The sequence below is a fragment of the Nonomuraea sp. NPDC049655 genome (genome assembly GCF_044465465.1).
Taxonomy (GTDB): Bacteria; Actinomycetota; Actinomycetes; order Streptosporangiales; family Streptosporangiaceae; genus Nonomuraea.
This window is the reverse complement of record NZ_JBITLS010000012.1, coordinates 143,615-169,757: the sequence shown is the minus strand read 5'-3', so window position 1 is coordinate 169,757 and position 26,143 is coordinate 143,615. Positions and strand designations below refer to the sequence as shown.

Annotated in this window: 17 protein-coding genes and 2 CRISPR repeat arrays (1 of these 19 only partly in view); of the genes, 11 read left to right on the top strand and 6 right to left on the bottom strand. The window is 62.5% G+C overall.

Annotated features, from left to right (window positions below; all coding sequences use genetic code 11):
- A CRISPR array of direct repeats spans positions 1-985; the repeat unit is 37 nt; unit sequence GTGGCGGTGGCCCTCACGGGCCGCCGAGAGTCGCAAC (it extends 2,453 nt beyond the left edge of the window).
- A gap of 885 nt (positions 986-1,870) precedes the next feature.
- Genes cas3 through cas2 form a run of 7 tightly spaced genes read left to right on the top strand, consistent with a single transcriptional unit; the run spans position 1,871 to position 9,376 of the window.
- A complete protein-coding gene (gene cas3 / locus ACIBQ6_RS34645; RefSeq protein ID WP_397217075.1) occupies positions 1,871-4,075 on the top strand; it encodes a CRISPR-associated helicase Cas3' in 2,205 nt (734 codons plus the stop codon).
- Entirely contained in the window at positions 4,072-4,767 is a 696-nt protein-coding gene (gene cas5c, locus ACIBQ6_RS34640; RefSeq protein WP_397217073.1) for a type I-C CRISPR-associated protein Cas5c, read from the top strand. The genes cas3 and cas5c overlap by 4 nt, the downstream gene beginning before the upstream one ends.
- A gap of 4 nt (positions 4,768-4,771) precedes the next feature.
- Positions 4,772-6,505, top strand: a complete 1,734-nt coding sequence (gene cas8c / locus ACIBQ6_RS34635) for a type I-C CRISPR-associated protein Cas8c/Csd1 (protein WP_397217071.1) — start codon at positions 4,772-4,774, stop codon at positions 6,503-6,505.
- 25 nt (positions 6,506-6,530) lie between these two features.
- Positions 6,531-7,397: a type I-C CRISPR-associated protein Cas7/Csd2 gene (gene cas7c, locus ACIBQ6_RS34630; RefSeq protein ID WP_397217069.1), complete on the top strand. Its 867-nt coding sequence runs from the start codon at positions 6,531-6,533 to the stop codon at positions 7,395-7,397.
- Entirely contained in the window at positions 7,394-8,065 is a 672-nt protein-coding gene (cas4, locus tag ACIBQ6_RS34625; protein ID WP_397217067.1) for a CRISPR-associated protein Cas4, read from the top strand. Before cas7c ends, cas4 begins: the two co-directional genes overlap by 4 nt.
- Positions 8,058-9,086, top strand: coding sequence for a type I-C CRISPR-associated endonuclease Cas1c (gene cas1c / locus ACIBQ6_RS34620; RefSeq protein ID WP_397217065.1), 1,029 nt, complete (start codon positions 8,058-8,060; stop codon positions 9,084-9,086). Before cas4 ends, cas1c begins: the two co-directional genes overlap by 8 nt.
- On the top strand, positions 9,086-9,376 hold the full coding sequence (cas2, locus tag ACIBQ6_RS34615; RefSeq protein WP_397217063.1) for a CRISPR-associated endonuclease Cas2: 291 nt from the start codon (positions 9,086-9,088) through the stop codon (positions 9,374-9,376). Before cas1c ends, cas2 begins: the two co-directional genes overlap by 1 nt.
- Before the next feature lie 140 nt (positions 9,377-9,516).
- A CRISPR array of direct repeats spans positions 9,517-10,497; the repeat unit is 37 nt; unit sequence GTGGCGGTCGCCCCCACGGGTGGCCGAGCATCGAAAC.
- Between the two features lie 733 nt (positions 10,498-11,230).
- Here cas2 and ACIBQ6_RS34610 read toward each other — a convergent pair.
- Both ACIBQ6_RS34610 and ACIBQ6_RS34605 read right to left on the bottom strand, forming a co-directional pair.
- Positions 11,231-11,977 carry an NgoMIV family type II restriction endonuclease gene (locus tag ACIBQ6_RS34610; protein WP_397217061.1) on the bottom strand — a complete coding sequence of 249 codons (747 nt, stop codon included), beginning with the start codon at positions 11,975-11,977 and terminating at the stop codon, positions 11,231-11,233.
- Between the two features lie 93 nt (positions 11,978-12,070).
- Positions 12,071-13,513 carry a DNA cytosine methyltransferase gene (locus tag ACIBQ6_RS34605; protein WP_397217342.1) on the bottom strand — a complete coding sequence of 481 codons (1,443 nt, stop codon included), beginning with the start codon at positions 13,511-13,513 and terminating at the stop codon, positions 12,071-12,073.
- Between the two features lie 104 nt (positions 13,514-13,617).
- Between ACIBQ6_RS34605 and ACIBQ6_RS34600 the strand changes: the two genes are divergently transcribed.
- Positions 13,618-14,136, top strand: coding sequence for a very short patch repair endonuclease (locus ACIBQ6_RS34600; protein WP_397217059.1), 519 nt, complete (start codon positions 13,618-13,620; stop codon positions 14,134-14,136).
- A gap of 568 nt (positions 14,137-14,704) precedes the next feature.
- Here the strand turns inward: ACIBQ6_RS34600 and ACIBQ6_RS34595 are convergent.
- Positions 14,705-15,436: a helix-turn-helix domain-containing protein gene (locus ACIBQ6_RS34595; protein WP_397217057.1), complete on the bottom strand. Its 732-nt coding sequence runs from the start codon at positions 15,434-15,436 to the stop codon at positions 14,705-14,707.
- 243 nt (positions 15,437-15,679) lie between these two features.
- Here ACIBQ6_RS34595 and ACIBQ6_RS34590 point away from each other — a divergent pair, with 243 nt between their 5' ends.
- From ACIBQ6_RS34590 to ACIBQ6_RS34580, 3 genes are all read left to right on the top strand, one after another.
- A complete protein-coding gene (locus ACIBQ6_RS34590) occupies positions 15,680-16,363 on the top strand; it encodes a hypothetical protein (protein WP_397217055.1) in 684 nt (227 codons plus the stop codon).
- Positions 16,364-16,439: 76 nt separating this feature from the next.
- The gene (locus ACIBQ6_RS34585; RefSeq protein ID WP_397217053.1) at positions 16,440-17,861 is read left to right on the top strand and encodes a transcriptional regulator; all 1,422 of its coding nucleotides are present in this window, start codon (positions 16,440-16,442) and stop codon (positions 17,859-17,861) included.
- Complete coding sequence (locus ACIBQ6_RS34580; protein WP_397217051.1) at positions 17,858-19,696, top strand: DEAD/DEAH box helicase; 1,839 nt, start codon at positions 17,858-17,860, stop codon at positions 19,694-19,696. The genes ACIBQ6_RS34585 and ACIBQ6_RS34580 overlap by 4 nt, the downstream gene beginning before the upstream one ends.
- A gap of 300 nt (positions 19,697-19,996) precedes the next feature.
- Here the strand turns inward: ACIBQ6_RS34580 and ACIBQ6_RS34575 are convergent, their stop codons facing one another.
- Genes ACIBQ6_RS34575 through ACIBQ6_RS34565 form a run of 3 tightly spaced genes read right to left on the bottom strand, consistent with a single transcriptional unit; the run spans position 19,997 to position 26,123 of the window.
- Positions 19,997-21,106 carry an AAA family ATPase gene (locus ACIBQ6_RS34575; RefSeq protein ID WP_397217049.1) on the bottom strand — a complete coding sequence of 370 codons (1,110 nt, stop codon included), beginning with the start codon at positions 21,104-21,106 and terminating at the stop codon, positions 19,997-19,999.
- Positions 21,103-22,986, bottom strand: a complete 1,884-nt coding sequence (gene drmB, locus ACIBQ6_RS34570; RefSeq protein WP_397217047.1) for a DrmB family protein — start codon at positions 22,984-22,986, stop codon at positions 21,103-21,105. The genes ACIBQ6_RS34575 and drmB overlap by 4 nt, the downstream gene beginning before the upstream one ends.
- Positions 22,986-26,123 carry a helicase-related protein gene (locus ACIBQ6_RS34565; protein WP_397217045.1) on the bottom strand — a complete coding sequence of 1,046 codons (3,138 nt, stop codon included), beginning with the start codon at positions 26,121-26,123 and terminating at the stop codon, positions 22,986-22,988. Before ACIBQ6_RS34565 ends, drmB begins: the two co-directional genes overlap by 1 nt.
- Between the last annotated feature and the right edge of the window lie 20 nt (positions 26,124-26,143).

Below are 26,143 nucleotides of genomic sequence, written 5' to 3'. Positions count from 1 at the left end.
GTTGGGTGGCGGTGGCCCTCACGGGCGCCGAGAGTCGCAACATGCCGCTCTCCTCTCGTAGCGGTAGCTGCCGGGTGGCGGTGGCCCTCACGGGCCGCCGAGGGTCGCAACGTTGAGTGCATGCCAGCAGGCGACCGTCCAGACGGGGGTGGCGGTGGCCCTCACGGGCCGCCGAGAGTCGCAACCTGGGTCTTCCGAGCGCTACTGGCGTCTGTTAAAAGGGTGGCGGTGGCCCTCACGGGCCGCCGAGAGTCGCAACGAACAGGATCAGGTCCGAGCTGCGGGCGATGATGGTGGCGGTGGCCCTCACGGGCCACCGAGAGTCGCAACGGGCTGGCCGCGACCGCGATCGGGATCCTGGTCAAGGTGGCGGTGGCCCTCACGGGGCGCCGAGAGTCGCAACGCCTCGGCCGAGGACGACGAGGAAGTGGTCATCTCCGTGGCGGTGGCCCTCACGGGCCGCCGAGAGTCGCAACACCGGGGCAGCGTGGCGGCCGAAAGCCTGGTGGGTGGGTGGCGGTGGCCCTCACGGGCCGCCGAGAGTCGCAACTCGTCGTACTCCCGCTCGATCACCGACTTGCGCTGCGTGGCGGTGGCCCTCACGGACCGCCGAGAGTCGCAACGATTCATATGAGCTCCTGATTCTCACCTTTCCGGGGTGGCGGTGGCCCTCACGGGCTACCGAGAGTCGCAACGCTTTGCCATGCCCGGCACGGTCGGCACGGCTCGGGTGTGGCGGTGGCCCTCACGGGCCGCCGAGAGCCGCAACAGGTCCCTCAGGCAGGGTGATGAACGGCTTGTCGGCGTGGCGGTGGCCCTCACGAGGCGCCGAGAGTCGCAACACCGCGACCGAGCACGACGAGTCCGCATGCAGGATGACGGTGGCCCTCACGGACCACCGAGAGTCGCAACACCCTCACCGCGCAGCGCGTCGGCGCCGGCAAGCTCGGGGCGGTAGCCTTCACGGGCCGCCGACAGTCGCAACTGCGCTGGCTATGACGCCAACAACTGCGGCCTGTCCCAGGGTGGTAGTGGCCCTCGCTGGCCATAGAGGCTCTGTACCAGACTGGCCCCGGAGATGTCGCTCAGAGACAAGATCCATGGTCAGCATGTGAGAGACCACTCAGAGTCGCCACAGACATTTGGCCTTGGCGGTCCTGCCGGTCGCGTAGGTGCGGCCTTGGAGGTTATGGCGATGAGTCTCAGCCATCAGTGGATGCCTGAGACTCACGCGTGCATGAAGTCGCTCGTCCTTCGAGCCGGTCCCACAGCTGTGGCGCAAACATCCTCTTTGGCGGTTTGGAGGCTATTTGGTTATGAGGTAGAAACTAAGTGCAACGATCCCCAGCGAGGGTGTTGTAACTGCCAATATCAGGCAGAGGCGGATGGTCCGGGCCGAACTGTCCAAGGTTGTCCGGATCATCCGCATTAACTCTTCGTCAAGGCGTTTGGGCCTTTTCTTCATGCCTCTCCTCAAATGAGACGTTCTTGAGGCGGTTCGCCTGCGTTGGCCGACGTAATCTTCTCCCGTGAAAGCTCTGCAGCTTAACGTGCAGCCCTGATACCGTCTAGTGGTCACACTCTGCTGCTACAGCTACAGCTTCCCTTCACTTTCCAAAATGCTCATCGAAGCGTTAGCGTGGTCCTGCTTCGCAAGAGGCATTGGCGGCCTGGGGATTTGGGCCGAGTGTCGAAAAGATGATCATTTCTGGAGTAGGGACAGAGATGCTGTCGAGCCCCCGGGTCCGCTCATGAGTGGCCCGGGGGCGGCACTGTCTAACATTCGACAGTCATGTCCCTGATTTCTGCGAAAACTGTCGGTGAGGCGCCCTACAGTTCGGGGTCGTTGGTTTCTCCGCAAGGGAGCGGGATGACCGGGAATCTGTTAGCGCACAGCGCCCGCGACGGCGACGGTGTTCGTCATGAGCTGCGTGATCACCTTCGAGGAACCGCGCGCAGGGCGGGCCAGTCAGCTGCTGTCTTCGATGCTGGGCCATTGGCAGCACGCTGCGCGCTGGTGCACGACGTGGGAAAGGGATCGTGCGCGTGGCAGCAGGGGCTGCTCGCGGCTGAAGTTCACGGCGGCCGAGTCGGGGTGCCGCACAAGCATGCGGGTGCGTGGCTGCTGGAACGTCAGCGTTTGGGGATCATGGCCGCAGTGGTGTTCGGCCATCATGGAGGACTGCCCAGCGCCGTCCGGCTGGCCAATGAGTTGCGGTGGGCGGATACCGACCCGATGGTGGCCGAGGCCATCAAGCGTGTGGCGGAAGTGGTCCCCGAGATCCATGCGTCGGGCCCGCCGGCGTTGCCTTCATGGCTTACCAATGGGGACAAGATCGACCCCTACGACATGGATCTGCTGGTCCGGATGGTCTTCAGTACGGTGGTGGACGCGGACTACCTCGATACCGAAGAGCACTTCGCTGCGGCCTCGCGACTACCGCATCCCGTGTCGGCGGCCGAGCTGGTCAACAGGTTCGAGAAGGGGCGCAAGCGCCTGCTCAGCGACCCTGACCTCAAGGCTTCTCCGATCGACGGGCTGCGCGACGAGGTGTATCAGCAGGCGCTGATCGCTGCCGAAGGGCCGCAGGGCATCTATCGTTTGCCCGGTCCGACAGGGTCAGGCAAGACGATGGCGGTAGGGGGATTCGCCACCCGCCATGCCCAAAAACACGGACTGAGCCGTGTGATCGTTGCGGTGCCGTTCATGTCGATCACCGAACAGAACGCGGACGTTTACCGCCGGTTGCTCGACGACAGCCAGGGACTGCCCTTGGTACTGGAGCACCACAGCGGCATCGATCTGGACGACGGCCAAGCCCAGAGGCGCTGGCAGCGTCTGGCAGCAGAGAACTGGGATGCGCCGTTCGTGGTCACCACCACGATCCGGCTGTTCGAGTCCTTGTTCAGCAACAAACCGGCGGCGATGCGCCGGGTGCACCGGCTGGCCGGCTCGGTGATCGTGCTGGACGAGGTACAGGCACTGCCGGATCGGCTGCTGATCCCCATCGTTTCGGCGCTGCGGTCGCTGACCGAGCGGTTCAAAGCAACGGTGCTGTTGGCCTCGGCCACCCAGCCACCGTTTGAGGCGCTGAGCCCGTTGCGGGACGTGGAGATCACGGATGTCATCCCCGAGCCGAAGCCGTTGTACCGTGCGCTGAACCGGGTGAGATACGAGTGGCGGCTGGATCCGCGGCCGACAATGGCGGACATCGCCGAGGAGGCCGCGGCGCAACAGCAGACGCTGGCGATCGTGAACACCACCCGGGACGCTCAGCGTCTGCACAGCCTGATCGAAGCTCACCGTCCTGTCCTGCACCTGTCCACGCGCATGGCGGCTGAGCACCGGCGGAACACGCTGAACGAGATCAAGCGCCTCTTGAAGCACCGGCAGCCGGTTGCGGTGGTCAGCACGCAGCTCGTGGAGGCCGGAGTGGACGTGGACTTCCCTTACGGGTTCCGGGCGTTCGCGCCTGCCGACTCCCTGCAACAGGCGGCAGGGCGGGTGAATCGCAGTGGTCATCTGCCGTACGGCACGGTGGTCGTTTTCGATCCCGCCGACGGAAACGAAGGCGTGCAGGCCCTGTACGGAGCGGCGCTGGAAGCTACCCGTGACCGATTCGGCCCCCACTGCCCACCCGATGATTTGGATGCGTTGGACTCGTATTACCGAGCTCGCTTCGACTTCCACAACGTGGAGCAAGCCGGTCTGGAGATCCAGCGGGAACGGCGGGCAAACGATTTCCCCCGTGTGGCCGAGCTGTTCCGCATGATCGACGAATGGACCGTTCCGGTCGTCACTCACTATGGCGAAGACGAGCAGGACGTCGAAGAAGGCCGCGGGAAGGTGGACGGCATCTTGGCGCATCTGCGTGCCGGCTTCCCCGGAGCGGGGGCGCAGCTGCGAAGCCTGCGCCCTTATCTGGCCACGCTTCCACGCGGAGCTGCACGCCGGGCGGTGGAGGAGGGGCTGGCTGAGCCAGTCGTCGGAGACCTCATCGAATGGCGCGGCGATTACCACCCGCAGCGCGGCATCGAGCTGACTTCCCCCGATCCGAAGGAGCTGGTGTTTTGACCACGTCCGAGGCCCGTCATCCGCTGCCACCGCTGGTGGTCGAGGTTGAGGGCCCGTATGCCTGCTTCACGCGCCCGGAGTTCAAGACCGAGCGAGTCAGCTATCCCGTCATGACGCCCTCGGCGGCCAGCGGGGTTCTTAAGGCCATCTTCTGGAAACCGGAATTCGACTATCGGATCGAGCAGATCGATGTGCTCAAGCCGATCTCGTGGATGTCCATCCGCCGCAACGAGGTCTCTTCGATGTTGTCGATGAGCTGGATTCGCGAAGCCCTGAGTGACACGTCAGTCCGGTTCGACGCCGAGGCCGATCGTGACCAGCGCAACATGGTGTGCCTACGAGATGTCGCCTACCGCATTCACGCGCAGGTACAGCTACGCAAGCATGCCGATGCGCCGGCGGCGAAGTACCGCGAGCAGCTCCGGCGCCGTGTGGACCGGGGCGCTTGCTTCTCACAGCCGTTTCTCGGAGTGCGTGAATTCTCTGCGTCGTTCCGGCCCCCTACAGATCGACGGCCGATCGACCACGAGGAAGAGCTGGGAGTGATGCTGCACACCATCGTCTATCACGAGGACGGGGAGAGCTATCGCTGGTTCGCCGCGGAGCTGAACGACGGGGTGATGGACGTGCCGGAGACGGGTGTGGAGCTGCCGAGCGGCAAGAGCGCTGGTCGTAGTGGGGGAAGGCGGTGACGTCATGCTGATCAAGCAACTTGCCGCACATGCTGACGCCCGTGACGACTTGCCTCCCCCGTACTACCGGGTCCGCAGCGTCCGCTGGGTCATCGACCTTGAGGGCGCGTCCGTGCGCCTGATCGACCTGAGCACACCGGAGGCCAAAGCAGGACAACTGCTGGCCACGCCGTACGTGCAGCGGTCGGGGACCGGCTCGCTGCCGTTCCTGCTCACCGACACCCTGCAATACGCGCTCGGCATCCCGAAGGATGACAGTTACAAGCAGGTAACCGAGGCGGAGCGGCGCAACGGCGACTTCGTCCGGCTCATCAATGAGTGGGCTCAGGACGAGCCATTGGCGGCGCCCTTGGTGCGGTTCTTCACCGAAGTGAAGCACCGGCAGATCTCGGCCCCGGAGCAGGCTTCGCCCTCCGACGTCGTGGCCTTCCGCACCAGCGGGGGATGGCTGCACGACTTGCCCTCTGCGATCACCGCCTGGGGCCGTGTCGTACGTGGCCGCAAGAGTTCTTCCAGCGGAACAGGCGTCTGCCTGTCCTGCGGGCTGGAGGGAACACTGCTGGACACCATCCCCGAGCCGGTCAAACCCGGGGCCATTCCGGTCGCCGACGGTCGGGGCAGGGACGCGCAGTTGGTGTCCATCAACAAGAGCGCCCAGGGACGCGGCGGCCGCATCCAGCTCGCCAACACGCCGATTTGCGACACCTGTGGGAGCCGTTCCATGGCGGCGCTCAATGCCCTGCTGGCCGACCCGCATCACCGCCATCGTGATCCCGACAGCGTCACCACCTGGTGGCTGCGCAAGGCGGCGCCCATCGAGCCGTTCGCCTCGGTACGTGATGCCAGGCCCGAGCAGGTGAAGGAGATCATCAACCAAGTACAGCTGCCGCCCGCTCGCCGCGCCTCCTGGCTGGAGGGCAATCAGTTCCACGCCATCACCCTGTCGGCGAACCAGAGCCGGGTGGTGATCCGGGACTGGATCGACATTCCGCTCCTGAAGGTGTGCCAGAACATCAACGCCTGGTTCGACGAACATGCCATGTCCGATCTTTGGAGCGACGGGCCACAGCACGTGCCCGCCTGGCGCATGGCTGCCAGCCTCGGCCGTCACAACGGTCAGAGCTACGTGAAAGACAGCGGTCCTAAGGGAGCTGACCGCGATCTCATGACGGCGGCGCTACGCCGTACCCGGCTCCCCGAGCATCTACTGCCACGCATCATTCAGCGTGTCCGCGCCGACGGCCGCGTCGACCTGCCTCGTGCCGCACTGCTGCGGATCATCCTCCGCCGCGCCCATCCCGCTCTGAAGGAGGTCCTTGTGGACGACCTCAACCTCGAAAACCGGCATCCCGGCTACCTCAGCGGACGGCTGTTCGCCATCTTGGAAGACGTTCAGCGCGCCGCCCTCATCGAGATCAACACCACCATCGCCGACAAGTTCTTCGGCGCCGCCATGGGCAGGCCGCTCTCGGTGCTGACGATGCTGCGCAAGAACGCTACCGGCCACCTGCGGCGGCTTCGCCGAACCAACCGTCCCGCCGGCGTCGCGCTCGATCAGCGCATGGACGAGGTGCTGACCCTGTTCCCGGCCGGGGGTATCCCCGCTCTGCTCGACCTGCCCGGACAGGGGATGTTCGTGCTCGGTTACCACCAGCAACGGGCTGCCGATCGAGCGGCTGCACGCAAAGCCGCTGCCAGCAAGGCCGCCGCCAAGGCCACTGCGGCCGAATCCGCCTGATAGCCCCCTGGAAAGGACTCTTCGAATGTCGGCACACCTCGACCCCGCACGCAAGCACGACTTCGCGTACCTCTTCGACGTCCGCGACGGCAACCCCAACGGCGACCCCGACGCGGGAGGCATGCCACGCACGGACCCAGAAACCGGGCAGGGCCTTGTCACCGACGTGGCCATCAAGCGCAAGATCCGCAACATGGTGGGTCTCATGCAGCAGGGCACCGCCGGCTATGACATCTACGTCGAGTCCGGTGTGGCGCTCAACGCCCAGCACGAACGCGCCTACGCCGCCCTCAACCTCGATCCCAAGCAACGGCGCAAGTCCGAGGCTGAGGCTCAGCAGTGGATGTGTCAGACCTTTTTCGACGTGCGTATGTTCGGCGCCGTCATGAGCACCGGCACCAAGCCGTGCGGCCGCGTTCAGGGCCCACTGCAGCTGACCTTCTCGCGTTCTGTGGACCCAGTGCTGCCACAGGAACACGGCATCACCCGCATCACCCAGACGCGCGTGGACGACATCGACAAGGGCGAGTCCACCGAGATGGGTAACAAGCACGCCATCCCCTACGGCCTCTATCTCGGCTACGGCCACTTCAGCGCCCCGCTTGCCCGCCAGACCGGCGTTCAGGGCCAGGACCTGGAGATCTTCTGGCGGGCCATGATGCTGATGTTCGACCACGACCGCGCAGCCAGTCGCGGTGAGATGTCCCTACGGGGCCTGTACGTCTTCACGCACGACGACGCCTTCGGCCGGGCGCCGGCCTACCAACTCCTGGAACGCATCCAGCCCGCAACCAAGGACGGTGTGGTCGCCCCCCGCTCCTTCAACGACTACACCGTCTCCATCGAAGAGGATCTGCCAGATGGAGTCGCCCTCACCCGCTTGGTCGGATGAGCGCCGCCCCGTTACCGGCCGCCGCCCCTGGCGGCCCCCTCATCCAAGTCACTCTGTCGACGCTCGAACACCATGCGTACTGTCCTCGCCAGGCGGGCCTCATCCTGCTCGAAGATGGCTATGCCGACGACGCTGCGACCACCCGTGGCACTCTCATGCACCAACGCGTTCATGAACCGGGCCACGAGACGCGTGGTGCTGTTCGTACTCTTCGCGCCCTGCCCGTCTGGCATGACCAACTAGCTCTGACGGGCGTGTGCGATGTGGTCGAGTTGCACCATGACGGCCGCATCATTCCGGTCGAGCACAAGTCCGGCAGCTACGTTCCTGAAGGGCCAGCTGACATCCAAGTAGGCGGTCAAGCGATGTGCCTGGAGGCGATGTTCGGCAGACCCGTACCGATCGCAGCTGTCTATTCAGGTGCCGACCGCCGACGGCATACCGTGGCGGTCGATGACGCTCTGCGCCGGCGCATCGCTGATCTGGCTACCGCCGTCAGACGCACCCTCTCAGAGATGGCGTTACCGGCTGCGCCGGCTGACCAGCGATGTCGACGCTGCTCCATGCGGGACATGTGCATGCCCCGCCTGCTCGCTCGGGCCCAAGCCTTCAGCCAGGCGACCTCGACGCTGTTCCGCCCCTCACCAGAAGCGGCCTGGGATGACTGAACTCCTCAACACCCTCTACGTCCAGACCCAAGGAGCCAGCCTCCATCTGGATCACGACAGCCTCAAAATCGTCATCCCGGAAGCGGCCAAACGCACTCTGCCTCTGCGCCGCCTGGATGGCATCGTGATCTACGGCCACGTGACAGTGTCTGCGGAACTTCTCACCCGCTGCGCTGACGACGGCCGCGCCGTGGTCTGGATGAGCCTGTCAGGACGCTTCCTCGGCCGCGTCGACGGGCCTGTGCGCGGCAACGTCCTGCTCCGTCACGCACAGCACCTCGCACACGCTGATCTCGCGAAACGCCTCCCGGTCGCTCGCAATTGCGTCGCCGGCAAGTTGCACAACTCCCGCCAGGTCCTGCTACGAGCCGCGCGTGACGCCACCACCAGCACCCAGGCGTCTCTCAGAACGCTGGCCGAAGAGCTCGATGATCTGCTCGGCCGTCTTCCCGACACCACCGATATCGATGAGCTCCTGGGCTATGAAGGGCATGCAGCCAGGCTGTATTTCCAAGGCTTGGCCGCCATACTTCGCACAACTCCTGACTTCGCCTCCTTCACTTCCAGGACGCGTCGCCCACCAACGGATCCCGTCAACGCCCTGCTGTCTTTCCTTTACGGGCTGACTCGGACGCTGGTCCATGGCGCTACTGAGCAGGTTGGCCTCGACCCATATCTGGGTTTCCTGCACGGGCTGCGACCCGGAAAGCCTGCCCTGGCCCTGGACCTCATGGAGGAATTTCGCCCCATTCACGCTGACAGGCTCGCCCTCAACCTGCTCAACCGGAAGCAGCTACGCGCCGAGCACTTCGAAAGCCTGCCCGGCGGAGCTGTCCAGCTCACGGATGACGGCCGACGTACAGTGCTCACCGAATGGCAGGCGTGGAAGACCCGGGAATGGCCTCACAAGCTCCTCGGCAGAAAGGTATCCGCCTCTCTGCTGCCAGTAATTCAGGCCCGCGTGCTGGCCCGCCATCTCCGCGGCGAACTACCTTCCTACCTGCCCTGGACGCTCACCTGATGCAACTTCTGCTCGCCTACGACGTCAGCACGATCACTCCTGCCGGCCAGCGCCGTCTCCGTCAGATGGCCAAGCTCTGTGAAGGGTACGGACATCGGGTCCAGAAATCGGTCTTCGAAATCACCTGCAGCGATGCCGAACTCCTGACCCTTCTGGACGGCGCCAACCGCCTCATCGACCCTGCCGAAGACTCAGTTCGGATCTATCGCCTTCCTGCGAACGGCTTCACTGCTGTCCACCGCTTAGGCATCGCCGAACCAGTGCCCCACCACGACCCGCTCATCTTGTAGCCCAGCCGGTTCGGAATCTGCAGTGCTCACGCGACACGCCATAGGTTCCTAGGGAGATATAGCCCCATCTGATACTTGATAAGTAAATTCACCGAACACCTGCATCGAGCCCCAACGGTCATATTCCCTGGTCACATAGCGTGGCGGTCGCCCCCACGGGTGGCCGAGCATCGAAACAGATCCGCTACTACCGCCGTGACGGGGATCCCAAGTGGCGGTCGCCCCCACGGGTGGCCGAGCATCGAAACTGCATCGTCGAGGTCGAGCTGGACGTCGACATGGGTGGCGGTCGCCCCCACGGGTGGCCGAGCATCGAAACGGACCTTGTGTCGCGGGAGACCCCCGTCCCACAGCCGTGGCGGTCGCCCCCACGGGTGGCCGAGCATCGAAACCAGGTGAGGTAGAACGCCACACCGGCCAGCACGAGGACGGTGGCGGTCGCCCCCACGGGTGGCCGAGCATCGAAACGACAAGCGGATCCTCCAAGCCGGAAGCTTCAGCGTGGCGGTCGCCCCCACGGGTGGCCGAGCATCGAAACTCCGGCACGATGGCCCATTCGTAGAGGGCGTCGAAGTGGCGGTCGCCCCCACGGGTGGCCGAGCATCGAAACACTCCTGGCCTCGGCCTGGGCTCTCGACGTCAACAGTGGCGGTCGCCCCCACGGGTGGCCGAGCATCGAAACGGGACGAGGCAGCTCGCCCGCATGTCCGGGTACGAGTGGCGGTCGCCCCCACGGGTGGCCGAGCATCGAAACCACCTGCCGGGCCGGAAGGGCGGCACCCCGCAGGAAGTGGCGGTCGCCCCCACGGGTGGCCGAGCATCGAAACACGAAGTCGGCCTGCGCGATGGCCAGGATGAGCGTCGTGGCGGTCGCCCCCACGGGTGGCCGAGCATCGAAACACCTTGGCCGTGCCGGTCAGGCTGCCGGTGGGCGACGGGTGGCGGTCGCCCCCACGGGTGGCCGAGCATCGAAACTCATAGACACGCGCGTGCGGTGCCTTGCGTCTATCGAGTGGCGGTCGCCCCCACGGGGGCCGAGCATCGAAACCTCGTCAAGGGTGACGGCTACGCCGTGAAGCCCCGCGTGGCGGTCGCCCCCACGGGCGGCCGAGCATCGAAACTTGCCCAGCCGCTACTGAACCTGTAGCTCCATCGGCGGCCGTAGCCCTACGGGCAAAACCGGTTGGCTAAGCCGCGCAGAACCGCGGTCACGCTCGCAGCAGCAAGTTTTGGTAATCCCACATCGGGCGGCGTGGGAAGGGATTGGGAAAAGTTGGCCGCAGCCGCTCGATCACAGTCGTACAGCGCCGGACGTAAGACAAGGCCCTTGACTGGCGTTGTTGCTGGTCAAGGGCGCTTTGCTGCTGGTAGAGCCTGGTGCCCCCGGCAGGATTCGAACCTGCGGCACCCGCTTTAGGAGAGCGGGGACTGTACGGCTGCCTCGCGTGTTCTGACCTGCGCATATGCTGCGCGCCGCTAGTGACATCTGAAAGATCATCCCGTATTTGTCTCCGCACTCGTCGAGAAGCACGGGATCTTGTGCGGGTGGGTCGTGTCCCGCGGAGTGGTGTACGAGTTGGCCGGGGAGCAGATGCAGGGGCGCGAACTGTACATGCTGCAGGCAGGTATAGGCAGATCCGTTTCCCCGGGTGGCATGAGCTGGGAAATGCTTGCATGGCATGTGAGCGATGGAAGATCAACTCTCCTGTATCGCTGGATCCTGACCGCGAGTGCAACCCGTAGATACCGGCAGCGGTGTCCATCCGAAGACCCTACATCACCTCTGCTGTTTGATCATGTGAGCCGAAGCCCGCTTGAAAGCGAGAAATAGCTCGAGCAATCTGCATGCCGCGCCTACCAGGTGATGAGTGTGGGGACGAGTGCCGCATAGTTGAGCACGCGACCTTGCTGGATACATTCGTCCCATGCCGCTTGCTGGGTCTGGTTGCCGACGTTCTGGACTGCGGCGGCAAGTGCGTCATAAGCGATGTGGTACACAGCGTCGACCTCGCCCGTACCGCGGGCAATGGCCTGAAGGCGACTTGGGAGCGGCTCGGCCGTCACAGTGACGAGATGCGGCTGGCGTCCACGTCTGTGGCGGATCATTTGATTGAACTCGTGACGGATGTTCTGGACGCGGTCAGATCGAATCGTCCACTTGCAGGAGATTGCGGCGTGTAGGAATGGTGACCCTCCGTCCGGATCGGCAATGCCCACGGTGACGTCAGGTTTGATCAAATAATCACGGCCAATGGTGACTGCAATCGCCGGATCGCGCTTCACAAGGCTGTCGACCGCACGAAGGTGCTGGTACTGGGCAAAGTCCGCGACGATCCGACCACGGGTAACGATCCAAGGCCTGCCTGACCGATGCTGGGCGAGCCGGGCTGTAATGTCGGCTTCAACCAAGGACTCCAAAACAGGGCCAGGATTGCCTGGAACGGCCGTGGGGACCCCCGCTGGGACTCCAAGCTGGTTGAGGACCTCTCCGGCCAGAGCGACGGATTGATCGCTGTCTGTGTCGGCGGAGTTAGGCACGAGAATCTGCTTTTTGTTGTTCAGCAGCCAACCCAGGAGGTGCTTCGCGAAAGGTGCGGTCACTTGAAGTACCATACAGGACAACTAGCGCGATTTTCCCGTCAACGCAGCCTTCTCGAGAAGATATGGGATGAGCTGCAGCATCGGACCGCTATCTCAGCTGATCTTGGCCCTGTACTTGCCGAACAGGTCATGTCGCTGATGATCCTCCTGCCCAAGGAATGCCTTGAAGTCGCCCAGCTTGTATGCGACGTCGCCGTTGGACCGCTCGGTCGGTATCAGATCGAAATCATGGCCGAGGTGGTTCAGGTGTCGCTCGACCTCTGGCTGCTCCATCGGCTCGTTCGTGTCAGCTAGTCGCTCGACGATCTGCTCTACTGTCAGTGGTCGACTGCTGCTAAGCAGAACCTTGTAGACGGGGTCCAGCACAACGTTGGTGTTCTCCACCAGAACCCGCCGGTTTCCTTCTTTCCGTAGCGCCTTTCTAATCGCTACGCCGAGCGCCATCGCGACTGGAGGTGGGAAGGCATTGCCGATTTGTCGGTACTTAGAAGTCTTACCGCCACGGAACTCCCACTTCTCAAACTCCTTGCCGTACCAACCCTGGATCCGCGCGACCATCTCCACGGTGAGCATTGGATGCATGGCGCCCTTCACCCTCGGATTGTTGGGTCCAGGCGGACCGTCCGCTACCCCCTTGGCGTCGACTCCCATCGCCTCCCATGCGGCCTTGGCTCGGGTAGGACCGAGGTCAGCACCGCCGTGTCTCTTGGAGCCCCCGACAATGGTCGGGGCTATTTTGTTCGCCTGCTGGACCCACTCCTCCAGCCTGTCCTCGGGCCACTCGCCCATGGCCATCAGGTCCCTGAGCAGCTCACCAACTGAGGGGGGCTTTTCCGCGTTCCGCTTGGGCCACTCGAAATATTCGGCGTACTCAGGCTGCAGTGCGACCAGCACAAACCGGGGCCTTAGCTGAGAAACCCCGTAGTGATCCGCTTGCAGCAGCCGCCACTCAGCTATGTAGCCGAACTCTCTCAGCCGGTCGAGTACTCGCTGCCGATACGCTGTGAACCGACTGCCGCTCAGGCCCTTGACGTTCTCAAGCAGGAGCGCCTTCGGCCTGATCTCGCCACACAGCTCCACGGCCCATGCGAACAAGTCCCGCTCGTCGGTGGCACCCAGTTGCTTACCCGCAATGCTGAAGGGCGGGCATGGCACACCTCCAGCGAGTAGATCGACGCCAACGTGTTCTTTCGGGTTCAAGATCCCGGAGTCGGCAACGTCACCGATCTTGACGGTCTCAAAAGCCTCCTTCTCCTCGTATCCGAGCACCTTGACCAGGTTGTAGCGGAGCGTCGCGGCAGCTTGTTCGTCGAGCTCGACAGCAAGCACATGCCGGAAGCCTGCGCGTTCTAGTCCGAGCACCTGCCCTCCGGCGCCGGCGCAGATCTCGACGACCTTGAGCACGCCCTCGCCCTCTGATACTGGCATTCTTGAGCCAGCAGCCTCAGCGGCAGGCTCATGCTTCGCCCCTGTATCCTGCAGTCCCAGGGGCTGCTCGCCGACCCCGGCATGGATCTCGATGACGCGAGGCTGCATTTCGGTCACTGGGACCCCTTTCGTAGCCCGGATGAGGCAATGGACCAGTGGGCAGCTGTATCTTCGCGGAGAAGACCGTCAGCCGTACGCCCAATGGGACGAGCGTGGCAGAGAACAAGAGAGTCCAAGCCAGGAAGCAGGCACATGAGCGAGGGGTCTATCCCGCGCCGCTCAACGATGGCCGCTCGCGCAACATGCAGGCCAACCGGCGCTCCAACACCAAGCCCGAGGTTGCTCTGCGCACTGCCTTGCACCGCATGGGTCTCCGCTACCGGAAAGATCTTCGGCTGGACTTGGGGGAGGTGAAGGTCCGCCCAGACATTGTCTTCACGGCCAAGAAGGTCGCGATCTTCGTCGACGGCTGCTTCTGGCACGTCTGCCCGGAACATGGTCGGCAACCCGCCACGAACGAGTGGTACTGGGCGCCCAAGCTCCGCCGGAACATGGAACGTGACCAGCGCGTCAACTCCGCGCTCGAGGCAGCTGGTTGGCATGTGGTCCGACTTTGGGAGCACGAAGCCCTGACCACGGCCGTAGCGGCGGTGGTTGCAGCGGTGAAACCCGATGCCGAACATGCGAGCGAGACTAGCGCGACCAGCCGACAATCTCGCAATCAGGAGTGAGCAGCCACTCTCGCGCCGCAGGTGGAGTATTTGTGTTCCCTTGCTCAGCCGCTCATGTTCCTTCCGCGTCGCCCGTGCCGAGAGTGCGAATCGGAGACGGTCGACACCGTCGACGTCGTTCACGCATTGGTCCCTGCCGACGTCCTCTCTGTAACCTGACGTAGGTAACTGGTCAGCAGCCTCACCCTGTGCCACGAACACGCGCGTGAACCCGTCTGGGGTTGATGGAGAGCTTGATGTCCGTGGTTGGTGGGGCTGACTTGGGTGGTTGGCATGCCAGCTGGATCTCTGAGTAAAGCTCTCGGCCCCGATCGGGCCGAGCATCCCTAACAAGCTATGCCGTCGCTATCGGCTCGTGGACTCGAAGATCGCTCGCCAGGTCCAGGTGGGTGAGTTACCCCGACTTCGGTTTCGCGACTCCATGAAGCCCAAGACAAATCAGCGCCCCCGATCGGGGCGCTCTCGCCGCACCGTTACCCGCAGCAAGTCTCCACCCACAACGGATCAGCACGTAACAGCCTCGCCCAGACGGTGAAGATGCGCACTCCACTACTTTCTGCAACCCTCTTTAGTCGACGACGACTGCGGACATCAACAGCAAATTCAGATCATCTGGTCTCAGCTGCGAATTGAGAAGGAGCGCCAGCTCATAGACCTCTTTCTTCTTGCGGCGGCCGGCATGGTGGAGGACTGCCGCAGCAGCTTCGTCCTGCTCCTGCGCCCAGAGTGCATCGACGATCACGGGGATGTCTATCACCGGGAGCTTCCGGCCCGCCTCCTCCAACACCAAGCGCACATCCGCGTGCCGGCCGCTTCTGAGCTGCGAAATAAGGTCGTCCTCAGTGCCGAGACCGTCAGGAAGCTGTGTTCCGCGTTGCCGGTCCCCCGCGGAAAGGGGGACCGGCAACGCAGTCTTGAAGGTTTGCGCCAGAGTCTCGGAGCCCGGGATGAGTGCGGAAGCCGGCTCGTCGAGCTGGTGTTGCGGATGGTAGGCGATACAGCACAGGCAGTGATGTTCGTTGGCGTGGCTCCGGAGGGCCAGCAGGTCGTCCCAGGTGATCTGCGGATCTGCATCAATCGCCTGTACAGCAGCCCACAGCTCTTCCAGATTGGCAGGGTGTGGGACCTTGCGGCCGCTCAGCCAGTGAGACAGCAAAGTCGGCGAGACGCTCAATCGCCTTGCTAAGGCATCGCACGTCGCGCCTAGCAGTCGTACGAGCTCACGCAGGGCCACAGCCAGGGCGATTTTGGAAGGGTGAAGTGCTTTGTCGAGCGGAGCATAGTGGTGGAGGGGAGGCACGCAGGCTCCTTGCGTTGTTGAAGGCACGGGCTGCATGTCAGTGTGACGCTCGAATAGCTGTGAGCGAACCTCTAGATGTTGAAATCTAGAGGTAAAGATGGTTCTTCGGTGGAATCTGCGGTGTTCAGGCGGTTCACTTGGTGATGCCAGGAGCTCTCGAACGTCGAGCAGCCTGGTGAGCCAGACGACGTCCCCCGCTGAGTGCGATCTGGCGCCCTTGGCGATCACGAAAGGTGGAGCGCTATGTCTGCAACGGAGCTGCCGGACTGGCAGGACAGCAAGCTGGGCACCATGAAGCGTGCGGCGCTGTGGCTCGTGGCTGAGGTCGGCGTAGGGAATGTGTTCACCAAGACCCAACTGCGTGACGCTTTTCCGGACGTCGCCCAGATCGACAGGCGAATGCGCGACCTCCGCGATCACGGATGGCTCATCTACACGAACCGAGAGGACGTAAGCCTGGACGCCTCGCAACAGAGGTTCGCAGAGCAGGGCGTGCCGGTGTGGGAGCCCGGGAGGGCGACTAAGTCGTCGTCCTCGATTACTGCCGCGCAGCGGCGTGAGCTGCTGGTGAAGGACGGCTACCTTTGCCGTTCATGTGGGATCGGCGCGGCGGAAAACTACGCCGGCAGCCAGGAGACTGCCCAGCTCGAGGTCGCGCGGAGAAAGACCCTGCAGCCGGACGGGTCGATCACCATCGAGCTAGTCACCGAATGCAGCCGGTGCAGGGTTGGCGGGAGGGAACTGGTCGCGGACGTCAGGCAGATCGTGGAACGGATCAGGCAGCTGCCGTCGTTCGATCGGAAGATACTGGCCGGCTGGATGGCCGACGGGCAGCGCGAGTATAGCGAGATCGAGAAGCTCTGGGCGGCTTACAGGGCGTTGCCGGCGACTGCGCGGGCAGAGATCAGTGGTGCCTTCGCCAGCTAAAGGTAGCAAGACCTGCTGCGGAGCTACCTGGCTCCGCGGCAGGTGACGACAACCGCGCCAACATGGGAGAAGACTCGTGAAATTCGGATATCCGCCTCTTATGCAGACCAATCGGGCGCTCGTTGAGGAACGTCACAAGGAGGTCGCTGCCAGCGGAGGCCTCCAGGAAACGCTCACCGTGGAATGGCGAGGCCAGACGATTCCAGTACCCGTCATAAGCATGCCGGTCAAGAACCTCTACTACAACCCTGCGACACGGAGGGTGAAAGCGCAGCGCGCACATGACCCGCTCCGAGAAAAAGGCCTCGAAGGCTCCAACGCGTGGAGCCCCGAAAGTCAGGACTACTTGCAGTACCTCCTACAGGCACTGCCGGCAGACCCGTCCAAGAGAGATCCTGACTTCGATGAGCTGAAGGAGAGCCTCCGGGACTTCAAACAGACCGAGCCAGGACTGATCACGAAGGAAGGGGTGCTCGTAAACGGAAATACCCGCTGTGCCGCACTCAGGGAACTCGGCGTCCCAGATATCCGTGTCGGAGTTCTCCCCGATTCGTGCACGTGGGACGACATTGACGCAGTGGAACTTTCTCTTCAGCTGCGTCCTGATCACCGGCGTGACTACTCATACATCAATAAGCTCCTGGCGATGGATGGTCAGCGCGCATTGGGGAAGTCTATCGAGGATATCGCGAGGGATTTCCGTATCAGGAAAGCAACTTGCGAACAGGATCTCTGGATTCTGGCGTGCCTCCGCGATCTGGTGGACCGTAGTAAGAATGGGAAATTCCAACTCCGTCTTCTCGACTTTGAGAAGCAGCAAGAAAAGCTTCGCGAGCTCCATCGGAAGTATATGAGCGAGTCGGCTGGAAACAGGGATAATGCAGATCTAATGAAGGAGAACCGACTGCTCGCTATCGCGATGGACTTCTCCAAGACGGACATCCGGTATATTGATCACGACTTCCGTGAGCGCTATCTCGATAAGCTTCTTCCCGAAAAGCTTGGGGAGAAGCTGGAGCCGCAGGCAGTGGCTGAAATCTCAATTCCAGGTTTGAATAGGACTGTCCGACCCGCCAATCATAAGGTCTCCGAAGCAAAGGCGCTTACTGACGAAATCTTGCAAATGAAGGCCGTCGAGACTGCCGGCGAGGCCGCGGGTACGCATGAGCTGACTACTGCCACAAGCAACCTCGTGGCTGTCAAGGCGGCGATCGAGGAGGCGCTTGAGCCGGCTGGCAAGAGTGCACGCATTCGCAAGAAGAAGCTCGCCGCCCCCCAACGAATTCTGGACGCGGTCCAGGATATCGAGCAGTGCACTACCGATGTGGTGCTCGCGAGAGCTTCCCGTAGTCTCGATCAGGAGGTCCTCGACGAAGCATTGCTCAAGCTCCGCGAGGGTATGAGCAAGCTGGCTGTGGAGATCTCTAAGAGTATCGCTACCCCGGGCGACGGAATCTCCTGGCTTTTCGATGCGACGCAGCTAGGTCAGGAATCATGAGTCCAAACGAAGAGTACTCTCTGCATATCGGATTCGATCTGACGCGCACGAGGGTCTTGTTGCAGGTGCGCCCAGGCTATGAGGACGAGCTAAGTCGGCTAGTGAGCAGATTCGCTCTCAGCACTCATCGAAGCTCGCTCTCGGCAGAGCTGGATCTAGACGATTTCCTAGCCGGCATTAGCGAGCTCGCTACCTGGCCGACACCGGATACGGTGTCCTGGGCCGAAGACTTGGCGCTGCTCGTGGGGGAAGTCCTCGACGACGCCGAAGCTGCTGAGCAGCGGATCTCTGGTCCTGCCGAATCGTTCGCTGTCGAAAATATTCTTGCTTCCCTGGGCTCCAGGTGGAAAGCGGACCTGACTGACTTCCAGCTTCGCGATATCGCGAAGCTTCTCTCCCTTAATCATGGGGCAAACTTCAGCGTGCCCGGAGCAGGAAAGACCAGAGTTGCGCTTGCCACGTTCTCTGCGCTGAGAGAAGCAGGGAAGGTTCGCCGTCTGCTCGTCGTCTGCCCTAAATCCGCCTACGAGTCCTGGGAGTTTGAGAGCAAAGAGTGTTTCTCGACGCCGCTCAGACTCCAGATCATGGAGAAGCATCCAGATGCGGGTGCAGAGATGCTTATAGTTAATTACGAGCGCCTCGGTAGGTCTCTGGCGTCTCTGGCGTCTTGGCTGAGGGCTGTCCCGGCCATGATTGTCTTGGATGAAGCTCATAGGATGAAGCTGGGTGCTAAAGGTACCTATGGCTCTGCCTGCCTAGCCCTAGGTCCAATCGCGCGGAAGAGGCTGATCCTTACAGGCACACCAGCGCCGAATGGTGCTCGGGACTTGGAGAGTCTCCTGTCCTTCGTATGGCCCGGACATGGAAAGCGCGTCGTCGCAGGCGCCGTAGCTGGTGGGGACCTTGCATATGCTAGTTCGGTTCTCAGACCCCTTTTCACTCGGACAACCAAGAAAGAGCTGGGCCTTCCGCCAGTCGACCCGAAAATTAGATACGTGGATATGCCGCCGCTTCATGGTGAGATCTATGATGCATTAGCAGGTAGGTTTTCGGCAAGAGCGGAGGGTTCAAGAGAGAGTTTCGACGCCCTTGGCCGGGCTCTCATGCGGATGCTCATGGCAGCTACCAGTCCGGCTCTGCTCGCAGATACCGCCCAGCGCTATGAACCTCTTATATATCAGGAGCCGCAACTTGAGATCCCGCACAGCGACTCACTCTATGAACTGCTTCAGAAGCTTCCTTCTTACGAACTGTCGCCTAAGTATGAGGAGGCGCGGAATATCGTTGCGGCAAATGCTGCCAAGAACAAGAAGACGCTTGTTTGGTCGGGTTTTGTGAGGAGTGGCAAGACGCTCGAGAGGCTACTGGAGGAATACTTGCCCGCCGTCGTCTATGGTGACACGATGGACCGCGAAGACCAGTTGGCTCGCTTTCGAACGGATCCCAAATGCATGGTTCTCGTTTCCAACCCTGCAACCCTGGGCGAAGGAATCAGTTTGCATCAGGTCTGCAATGATGCGGTCTATGTCGATCGGGACTTCATGGCAGGTCGTTTCCTTCAGAGCCTTGACCGGATTCACCGTCTGGGCCTGGATCCCGAAGCGGAAACCAACGTTACGGTTCTCGCGACTAGAGCAACCGTTGATGAAGTCGTGGCCCGACGCCTCGAGGTGAAACTCGAATTCATGGGGCGTATTCTGGACGACGCGTCCGTCCGTCAGCTTGGAGATCTGACGGAAGAGCCAGCCACCGTTGGCGGGATGGACATGCAAGACGTGCAAGCGATGCTCCATCACGTCGAGGAGAGGCGGGCCGCCGCTGCGAGCACTGCATAGGAACTTCCACCCGCGCCTGGGGACACCGATACGGGATGCTTCCTGGTGAACTGTCGATGGGTGTACCCCGGGAGCGGGTTGAAATAGCCGAGAGATAAGTACTGCGAATGGATTTTGGGAGGCCTCACCGCAAGCGCAATGAATGGGCTCTCGGTGGGGGGCGGAGATAAGCGGACGGGTGGAGTATTGGCAGCTGCTCTGTGGTTCGAGCTCGCAGAGGCGTGGCACGTGAAGAGGGCAGGTCTTTTGTCCTTCGGTATGACGCCAGACCGAGGGAAGCATAGGTGGAGATCGATCGATCTACCTGTGTAGACGTTTGAGGACGAGCGGAGGAATGCAGCTGACCAACTCAGGTTCACGCTCGCCCCTGTAGGACAGGTGCAGTTCCCGCCGTGCCCGCGTAGCCAGAACATAGAAGCGCATGCGCTGCACGGCGCTGGTAACGTCTCCGGCGTACTGTTCCAACTCGGGAACGTACAGCGTGTCGAATTCCTGCCCCTTCATGCTGACCGGGGTGAATAGTTTTACCCCAGGCTTGTGAAAATATAGGTCACGGAAATACGGACTGTCGCTCACGTAGGCTTGTACGTGACGGATTCCGCGGCGGTGGAGTGCGTCCGTCAAAGCGACGAGTTGCTGCCGGTGAGGGAGAGCGACCCCGATCTCCAACTGGCGATTGACTCGCGCGTAATCAGCAACGGCGTCGGCAAACGCGTTTTCTGATTCATAGCGCTCGAGCGTGGGAACCGCACCCTCACGAAGTGGAGCTGGGGGTGCCTGGCTGCTGGTCCCGCAGTAGAAAAGGTTCGCCAGCTCTGCTATCTGTCTGGAGTTACGGTAATTGCCGATGACGTGATGCCTCTCCGCCTCGCTACCAAGCAGGGCCTCGATTTCAGAGAGTGTGCTCTGATCCTTTCCGATACGCTGGTTATCATCTGCGAAGACTGTCACGTCAACGGCCAGCTGTGTGCACAGCGCGTAGAACTCATTGGGCAGATCCTGACCCTCATCGACCACGAGAGATTCGATCTCGCCGTCGAAGCCTATTGCCGAAGTGGACAGTTGAACGAGTATTTCCGTCCAGTCAATTTCGATACCGTCTCCCTTGGTCGGCGGCGCTTCGTTGTAACGCCTCCTCCAGAAGCGGTGGAACCATTTGTGACACGTTGAGATGGTTCCACCGAACCCCAATGGCTCTACGAGCCAGCGGGTGTACTGCCGAAGGACGTTGGAATAGGTGAGCAGCACGACCTCCCTGCCGGCGATGTCGAGCATGGTTGCCCGGTGGGCCGCGAGAAGAGTCTTGCCGGAACCGGGCGGGCCGCTGACCAGGTATCTGCCATCGAATGGAAGGTCCAGAAGCAGGTCCTGCTGCTCCGGGGCTAGGTCGAGAAACGTTGGGTTGCTCACCACGTGTGGACCTCGTGCGCGGATTGTTCGATGGCGGCGTCGATGATCGGGCGAAAGAAGCCGGGAACATCCGCAGCTCCGACGACAAGAGCTCGATCCAGCAGGGTGTTACCCGTCTCGCAGCTGGTCTCCGGCAGAAAGGCGCAGGCGTGGCAGGCGGCCCTGTTCAGGCTGGCGAATCCGGTGCGCTCGGCGCAGAGAGGATCGTTCGAGCACCAGGATCCGGTTTCCAGGAGACGGATGACCGCCTCTGCAAGATTGGGAGGCTCACCCTGTCTGACCAGCCCGCCCAGCGTTCCCTCCGAGTCTCCGGCAGCGGTGTAGATGAGGAGGCCGGCTTGAGGACGCCGTTCGACCTCCTCCGGGAATCCACGGGCGTAGACGCGCTCGCGAAGTGCGGCGGCGCTGTACCCGCAGTCGAAGGCGAGCTGCCTGATCAGCATGTGGGCGAAGGTGTGGAGCAGAACGTAGCGGGGCAACAGGCGTGGTCCAGTCACCTCGCGAAGCTGCTCCTTTCGCAAGGCGCTTTCCAGATCTCGTTCCAGACCACCGACGGTCCTGTGCCACACCACGGAGTCCTTCTCCCACGCTTGGAGCCGTTGTTCGTCCAAGGTCAGGAAAACACCCTCCCCGTAGGCCTCGGCGGCGGGAAGCCAGGACGGCCGTCCGTCAGGGTGGACGGAGACGAAGTCCTCGTCACCGTGGCCTAGCAGACGCCAGAACCCCGCGAGAGCGCGCACCTCGCGCAGCCGGTCAACTGCTACGACCTTGTTGATACGCTCCTGGAGCAGTTGAAGATGGAGAGGATCTTCCACGTGAACGCCGAGACCAACTTCTCTGATGACCAGGTCACCCTTCACGGAAGCTGCCAGAGGCTGCGGCAGGGCGGCGGTGAAGACTGCCCATTCATCTTGACTCAGGTCCGTGGCCTGCGGAGAGAGAATGACGGCGCCTGAGGACTCATGGTTGTGGCGTTGGACGAGTTCGTCCACGAACTTCTCGGGCACCTTGCACTGAACAGAGATGAGGCGGCGGATCGCACCTGCAACTGGACCTGTTGGCGCACTGGTGAGGCTGGGCCACATAACGTGATCGTGCACGGCCTGTGCGGCGTCATCGTTGTGAGGCTGCACATCAGCGATGTTGGGAACGTCAATCGCCGAGTGAACTGCCGGAAAGTAGACGTTGCTGGCGCCCCGTTGTACGACCCTGGGCGCCTGGTCACACTCCTCCGCATCTTCTGGACGTTGCCATGGCTGCCGCCCACCGCATTTCACGCCCAACTTCTCGAGCGTGTCCCTGCCGGTCACCCCGGTCAGCGTTCGATACGCGTTGCAGGCGGCGCAAGCGACGATGAGGGCGTTCAGCCCGCCGGAGTAATCCCGAACCCGGAATTTGAGGCGGAACCATGCATCACACTGCCGTTGGTCGGGCTCCTGACCTCTTGAGTGTGCCCACTCGAACCAGTCGACGTCGGACATGTGTCCTCGGGAGCAGACCTGGATGAAACGCATGGGAATGAGTTTCTGAGTGGGCTCGCACCGTCCGCAGGCCGGTGCACGATTGGCGTCCTCGTCCTGAACCCTCCATCGAATCATGGATCGGCAGCGGGGGCAGAAGAGCCATTTGGGGAACCTCGAGTAGACGGGACCTGGAATGTTCGGCATGTACTGACGTTTACCGTCCGGAGCTTCCGGTGCGGCTCTGAACTGACGCACGCCGAGTTTAGCCGCGAGCCGGCGAGAGATAATCGGTTTCCCGTGACTCCCCCACGTCGTGATGTCCGTGGCCACGAAGGATTCGCCACGGATGTCGATGATCCCGCCGACTCCGAAAGGGACGATGGTCTGACTCTGGCGGATCTTGCGTTTGATCGCCATCAGCGTGCTCCCCTGACCTTGATCAGGCATTCGCGGTCGACATTACGCATGGACTGTGGGGTCTCCCATTCACCCTGTTTGTGGCCGAACGCCTTCAACAGGTTGTGCCGTCCCTGTCCCTGCTCTGTGTAGTAGAGACGCTGTCCGTCGCCCCGAGCGATCTCGGCGAACTGCTTCCAATCCTCGACCAGCTCCCTGAGCTGCGAACGAACTGCTTCGGACTCACGTTTGTCCGCCGCCGTGGCGAACCGGACGATACGTTCTGTGAGGCTTGGCAGGTCGTCGTCGTACCGTGTGATCTCTCCGGCTTGGGCGTCGGCGGACAGCCCAAGGCCATGCCGGACGAGAATTACGAGGACAGCGTGCAGCGCCCTCCGACGTGCGGGCATGGACCACGGAGTAACACTGGTGGGTTCGATGTGCCGGTACAGCGATCGGTGGTAGACGCCAAACGTCTCGTAATGCGACCGGTCACGCGGTTTGGTGGAACGAAGGAGGGTAACAACCAAGCCGGGAACTGCTGATCTACCGACACGGCTGGTGGCCTGGATGTATTCGGCGGTGGTCTTCGGCTGCCCGTTCATGAGCATGAGGGATAGCCGGGGGATGTCCACGCCCACTGAGAGCATGTTCGTGGTGGCCAGAAACGAGATGCTGTCTCGGTCGGCGAACGTTCGTGACAGCCGGTCCAGAAGCCGAGGTTGGGCTGAGCGCGGAACGTTGCTGGTGAGCTCCTCGATCTTTCCCTCGTCCAGCCTTCGACGCCGCGTCGAGTTTGCGCTCAGGTGTCCCAGACGCGCGGGCACGTCGTCATGTGCGAGCGTGACCATGCGTCCGAGCTCGCGGAGGCTGTTGTGGTAGGCAACGAGGGTCCAGTAGGCGTCACACTCAGGGGCCTCGGTGGCGATGACCATTGGGGCCTGTAGCATCGCGGCCGCAGTGTGGACGGCCGAGGTTGTGCCGGTGTGCCCCTGCGCCATGACTCCCACATAGAGCCGACCGGGATGGTCTGGGTCTGGTTCAGCGAAGTATGATCTGCGTGCGTCGAGCCCTGCGGGAGGAAATAGCTGTACTTTGCGACCGTATAGGCCCTTGACCTGCTCGACTGAGCGCCGGATCGTGGCTGTCGATGCAATTATCTTGGGCGTGCTCCCTTCCCAGGAGCAGAGTTCAAGTACTGCTGCCTCGTAGATCCCAACGGTTGAGCCCAGAGGCCCCGACAGGAGATGCAGCTCGTCCTGGATGACCAGGGATGGACGCATCTTTCCGCCGCCGCCGAACAATCTGCCCGCGTCGCCAACCCATGCCAGCCTGGCGAACTTGTCAACGGTTCCCAGTAGGACGGTGGGCGGCCGGTCGTACAGGTCTTGGTCCACGACCGACACTGGGATCACCCCGCTGAACTCGCACTTCGGCCTGGTGCAGAAGAACTCAAAGGAGCCGCCGTCTGCGCGGATTCCGTAGGCGGCCGTCTCAGAGTGTCTGCGTGGCACGATCTCGGTGCCGCACCAGGGACAACGCTCCAGCAGGAAGCGGTCGTCGGGCTCGTTCGCAGCCAGGACCTCGTCACGGCCCTTCTGTGCTTCCACATACGAGTTGGGCGTGGTCTCCAGCCCGACCCACAGGCCAATCGTGATCGGTCCCCCGAGATCGGGTGTACTGACATCCCTGCCCCGGCGAAGGTACTCGAGCGCACAGACGGTGGTCGCCGTGCGCTGGAACTGTTGGGTGGTCAGCAGACTGAGTGTGTAGCGGCTCAGCACGGCCGTACCGCTCCCCGTGACTGGGTTGCGGATGCGGCGAAGCAGAATGACGAAACAGGCAACCAGCAGATATGCCTCGGTCTTGCCTCCACCGGTTGGGAACCACAGCAAATCGACGAGAGCACGATCCGAGTGCCCCTCGTCCACCAGGCCGTCGACGAGCAGGAGGAAATAGGCGAGCTGGAAAGGGCGCCAGGTGAACGCATCGCCTGGTTCGGCCACCTCGGGGATGGCGTCGTCCCTCCGTCTTCGCGACCCGGCGAGATCGCTCTCGTAGTGGCGCATCTGCAGCGCCATGGCCCGGTTGGCAAGCCGGAAGGCCACGAGGATGGAGGGGTCGGTGCTCCTTGTCAGCGTGTTCACGCCGGACCTCATGCGGTCCACGGTGCCCTGAACTCGCTCGATGATCCGTTGAGCTGGCCTGCGCGCCCATTCTGGCAGGCTGTCGCACTCCTCTTGCTGCGTCTGCAGCCATGACTGGTAGCCGTCGACGAACTCGTGTAACTCCGCATTCAGTCGCTCGGATTCGAGGCCGGAATCCGTGAGGCGCGCCAGACGCAATACGGGGCTGTTGGCCGGACCGGCGAAGCGTACATGCTCCACCACCTGACGCGGCATGACCTCGGTGCAGATCTCGACCACATGTTCATCCTCGACGGCTTCGTCAACGGCGCAGCCGTGTCCCACGGCGAAAGCCTTGGCGTGCCTGTATTGGACACGCAGTTCCCGCTCTTCAGGGTCTTGACTGGTCAGTCGGATGCTCGGATACTCCCGCACCACGCCGTCCAGCGTCCGCACCTTCATGCCGGCCTGGAACAGCATGAGGTCCCAATCCTTACCCGCCTGGGATTCGACGTGGGCGTTGACCAGCGCACAGGTGACCAGCCAACCGTCGGCGAACTGGCGGCGGCGCACGTGGAGCCGAGCGTGGTCATCAAGAACGCTCAGGAGACAATCGGAGGTACTTGAATCGGTGAGCACTTCCACCGAGGGCGGAAGGGGCGCGCGCCTCCAGACCTTCCTACCCTCGTGGCGATCGGATTCATATCTTGCGGCGGTACAGGTGACCTGCAGTGTCGTGGCGTTCGTGAAGAAGGAGACCCCCATGGATGACGGTAGCCAGGCGTTCGCCTCCGCGACCGGGTCGTCTGCGAAGCGGTCTTCCTCAGAAGAGCCTGTCGCCGACTCGTTAGTCTCCTCCTCTCCCTCCAACAGCCGGGCACGAAGGTCTTCTCCGCGGGGGTAGAGCGTGCCCATGAGATACCGGCGGTCAGGTGGATCACGGAGCACCTCCTCCTCCCCGCCGGCGGGACCGACGAGTTGGGAGCGTAGGTACCCGACGAAGTCATCGCGGACATTGGCGAGGCTCATCATCCGAATCCTCTTGTCGTGCG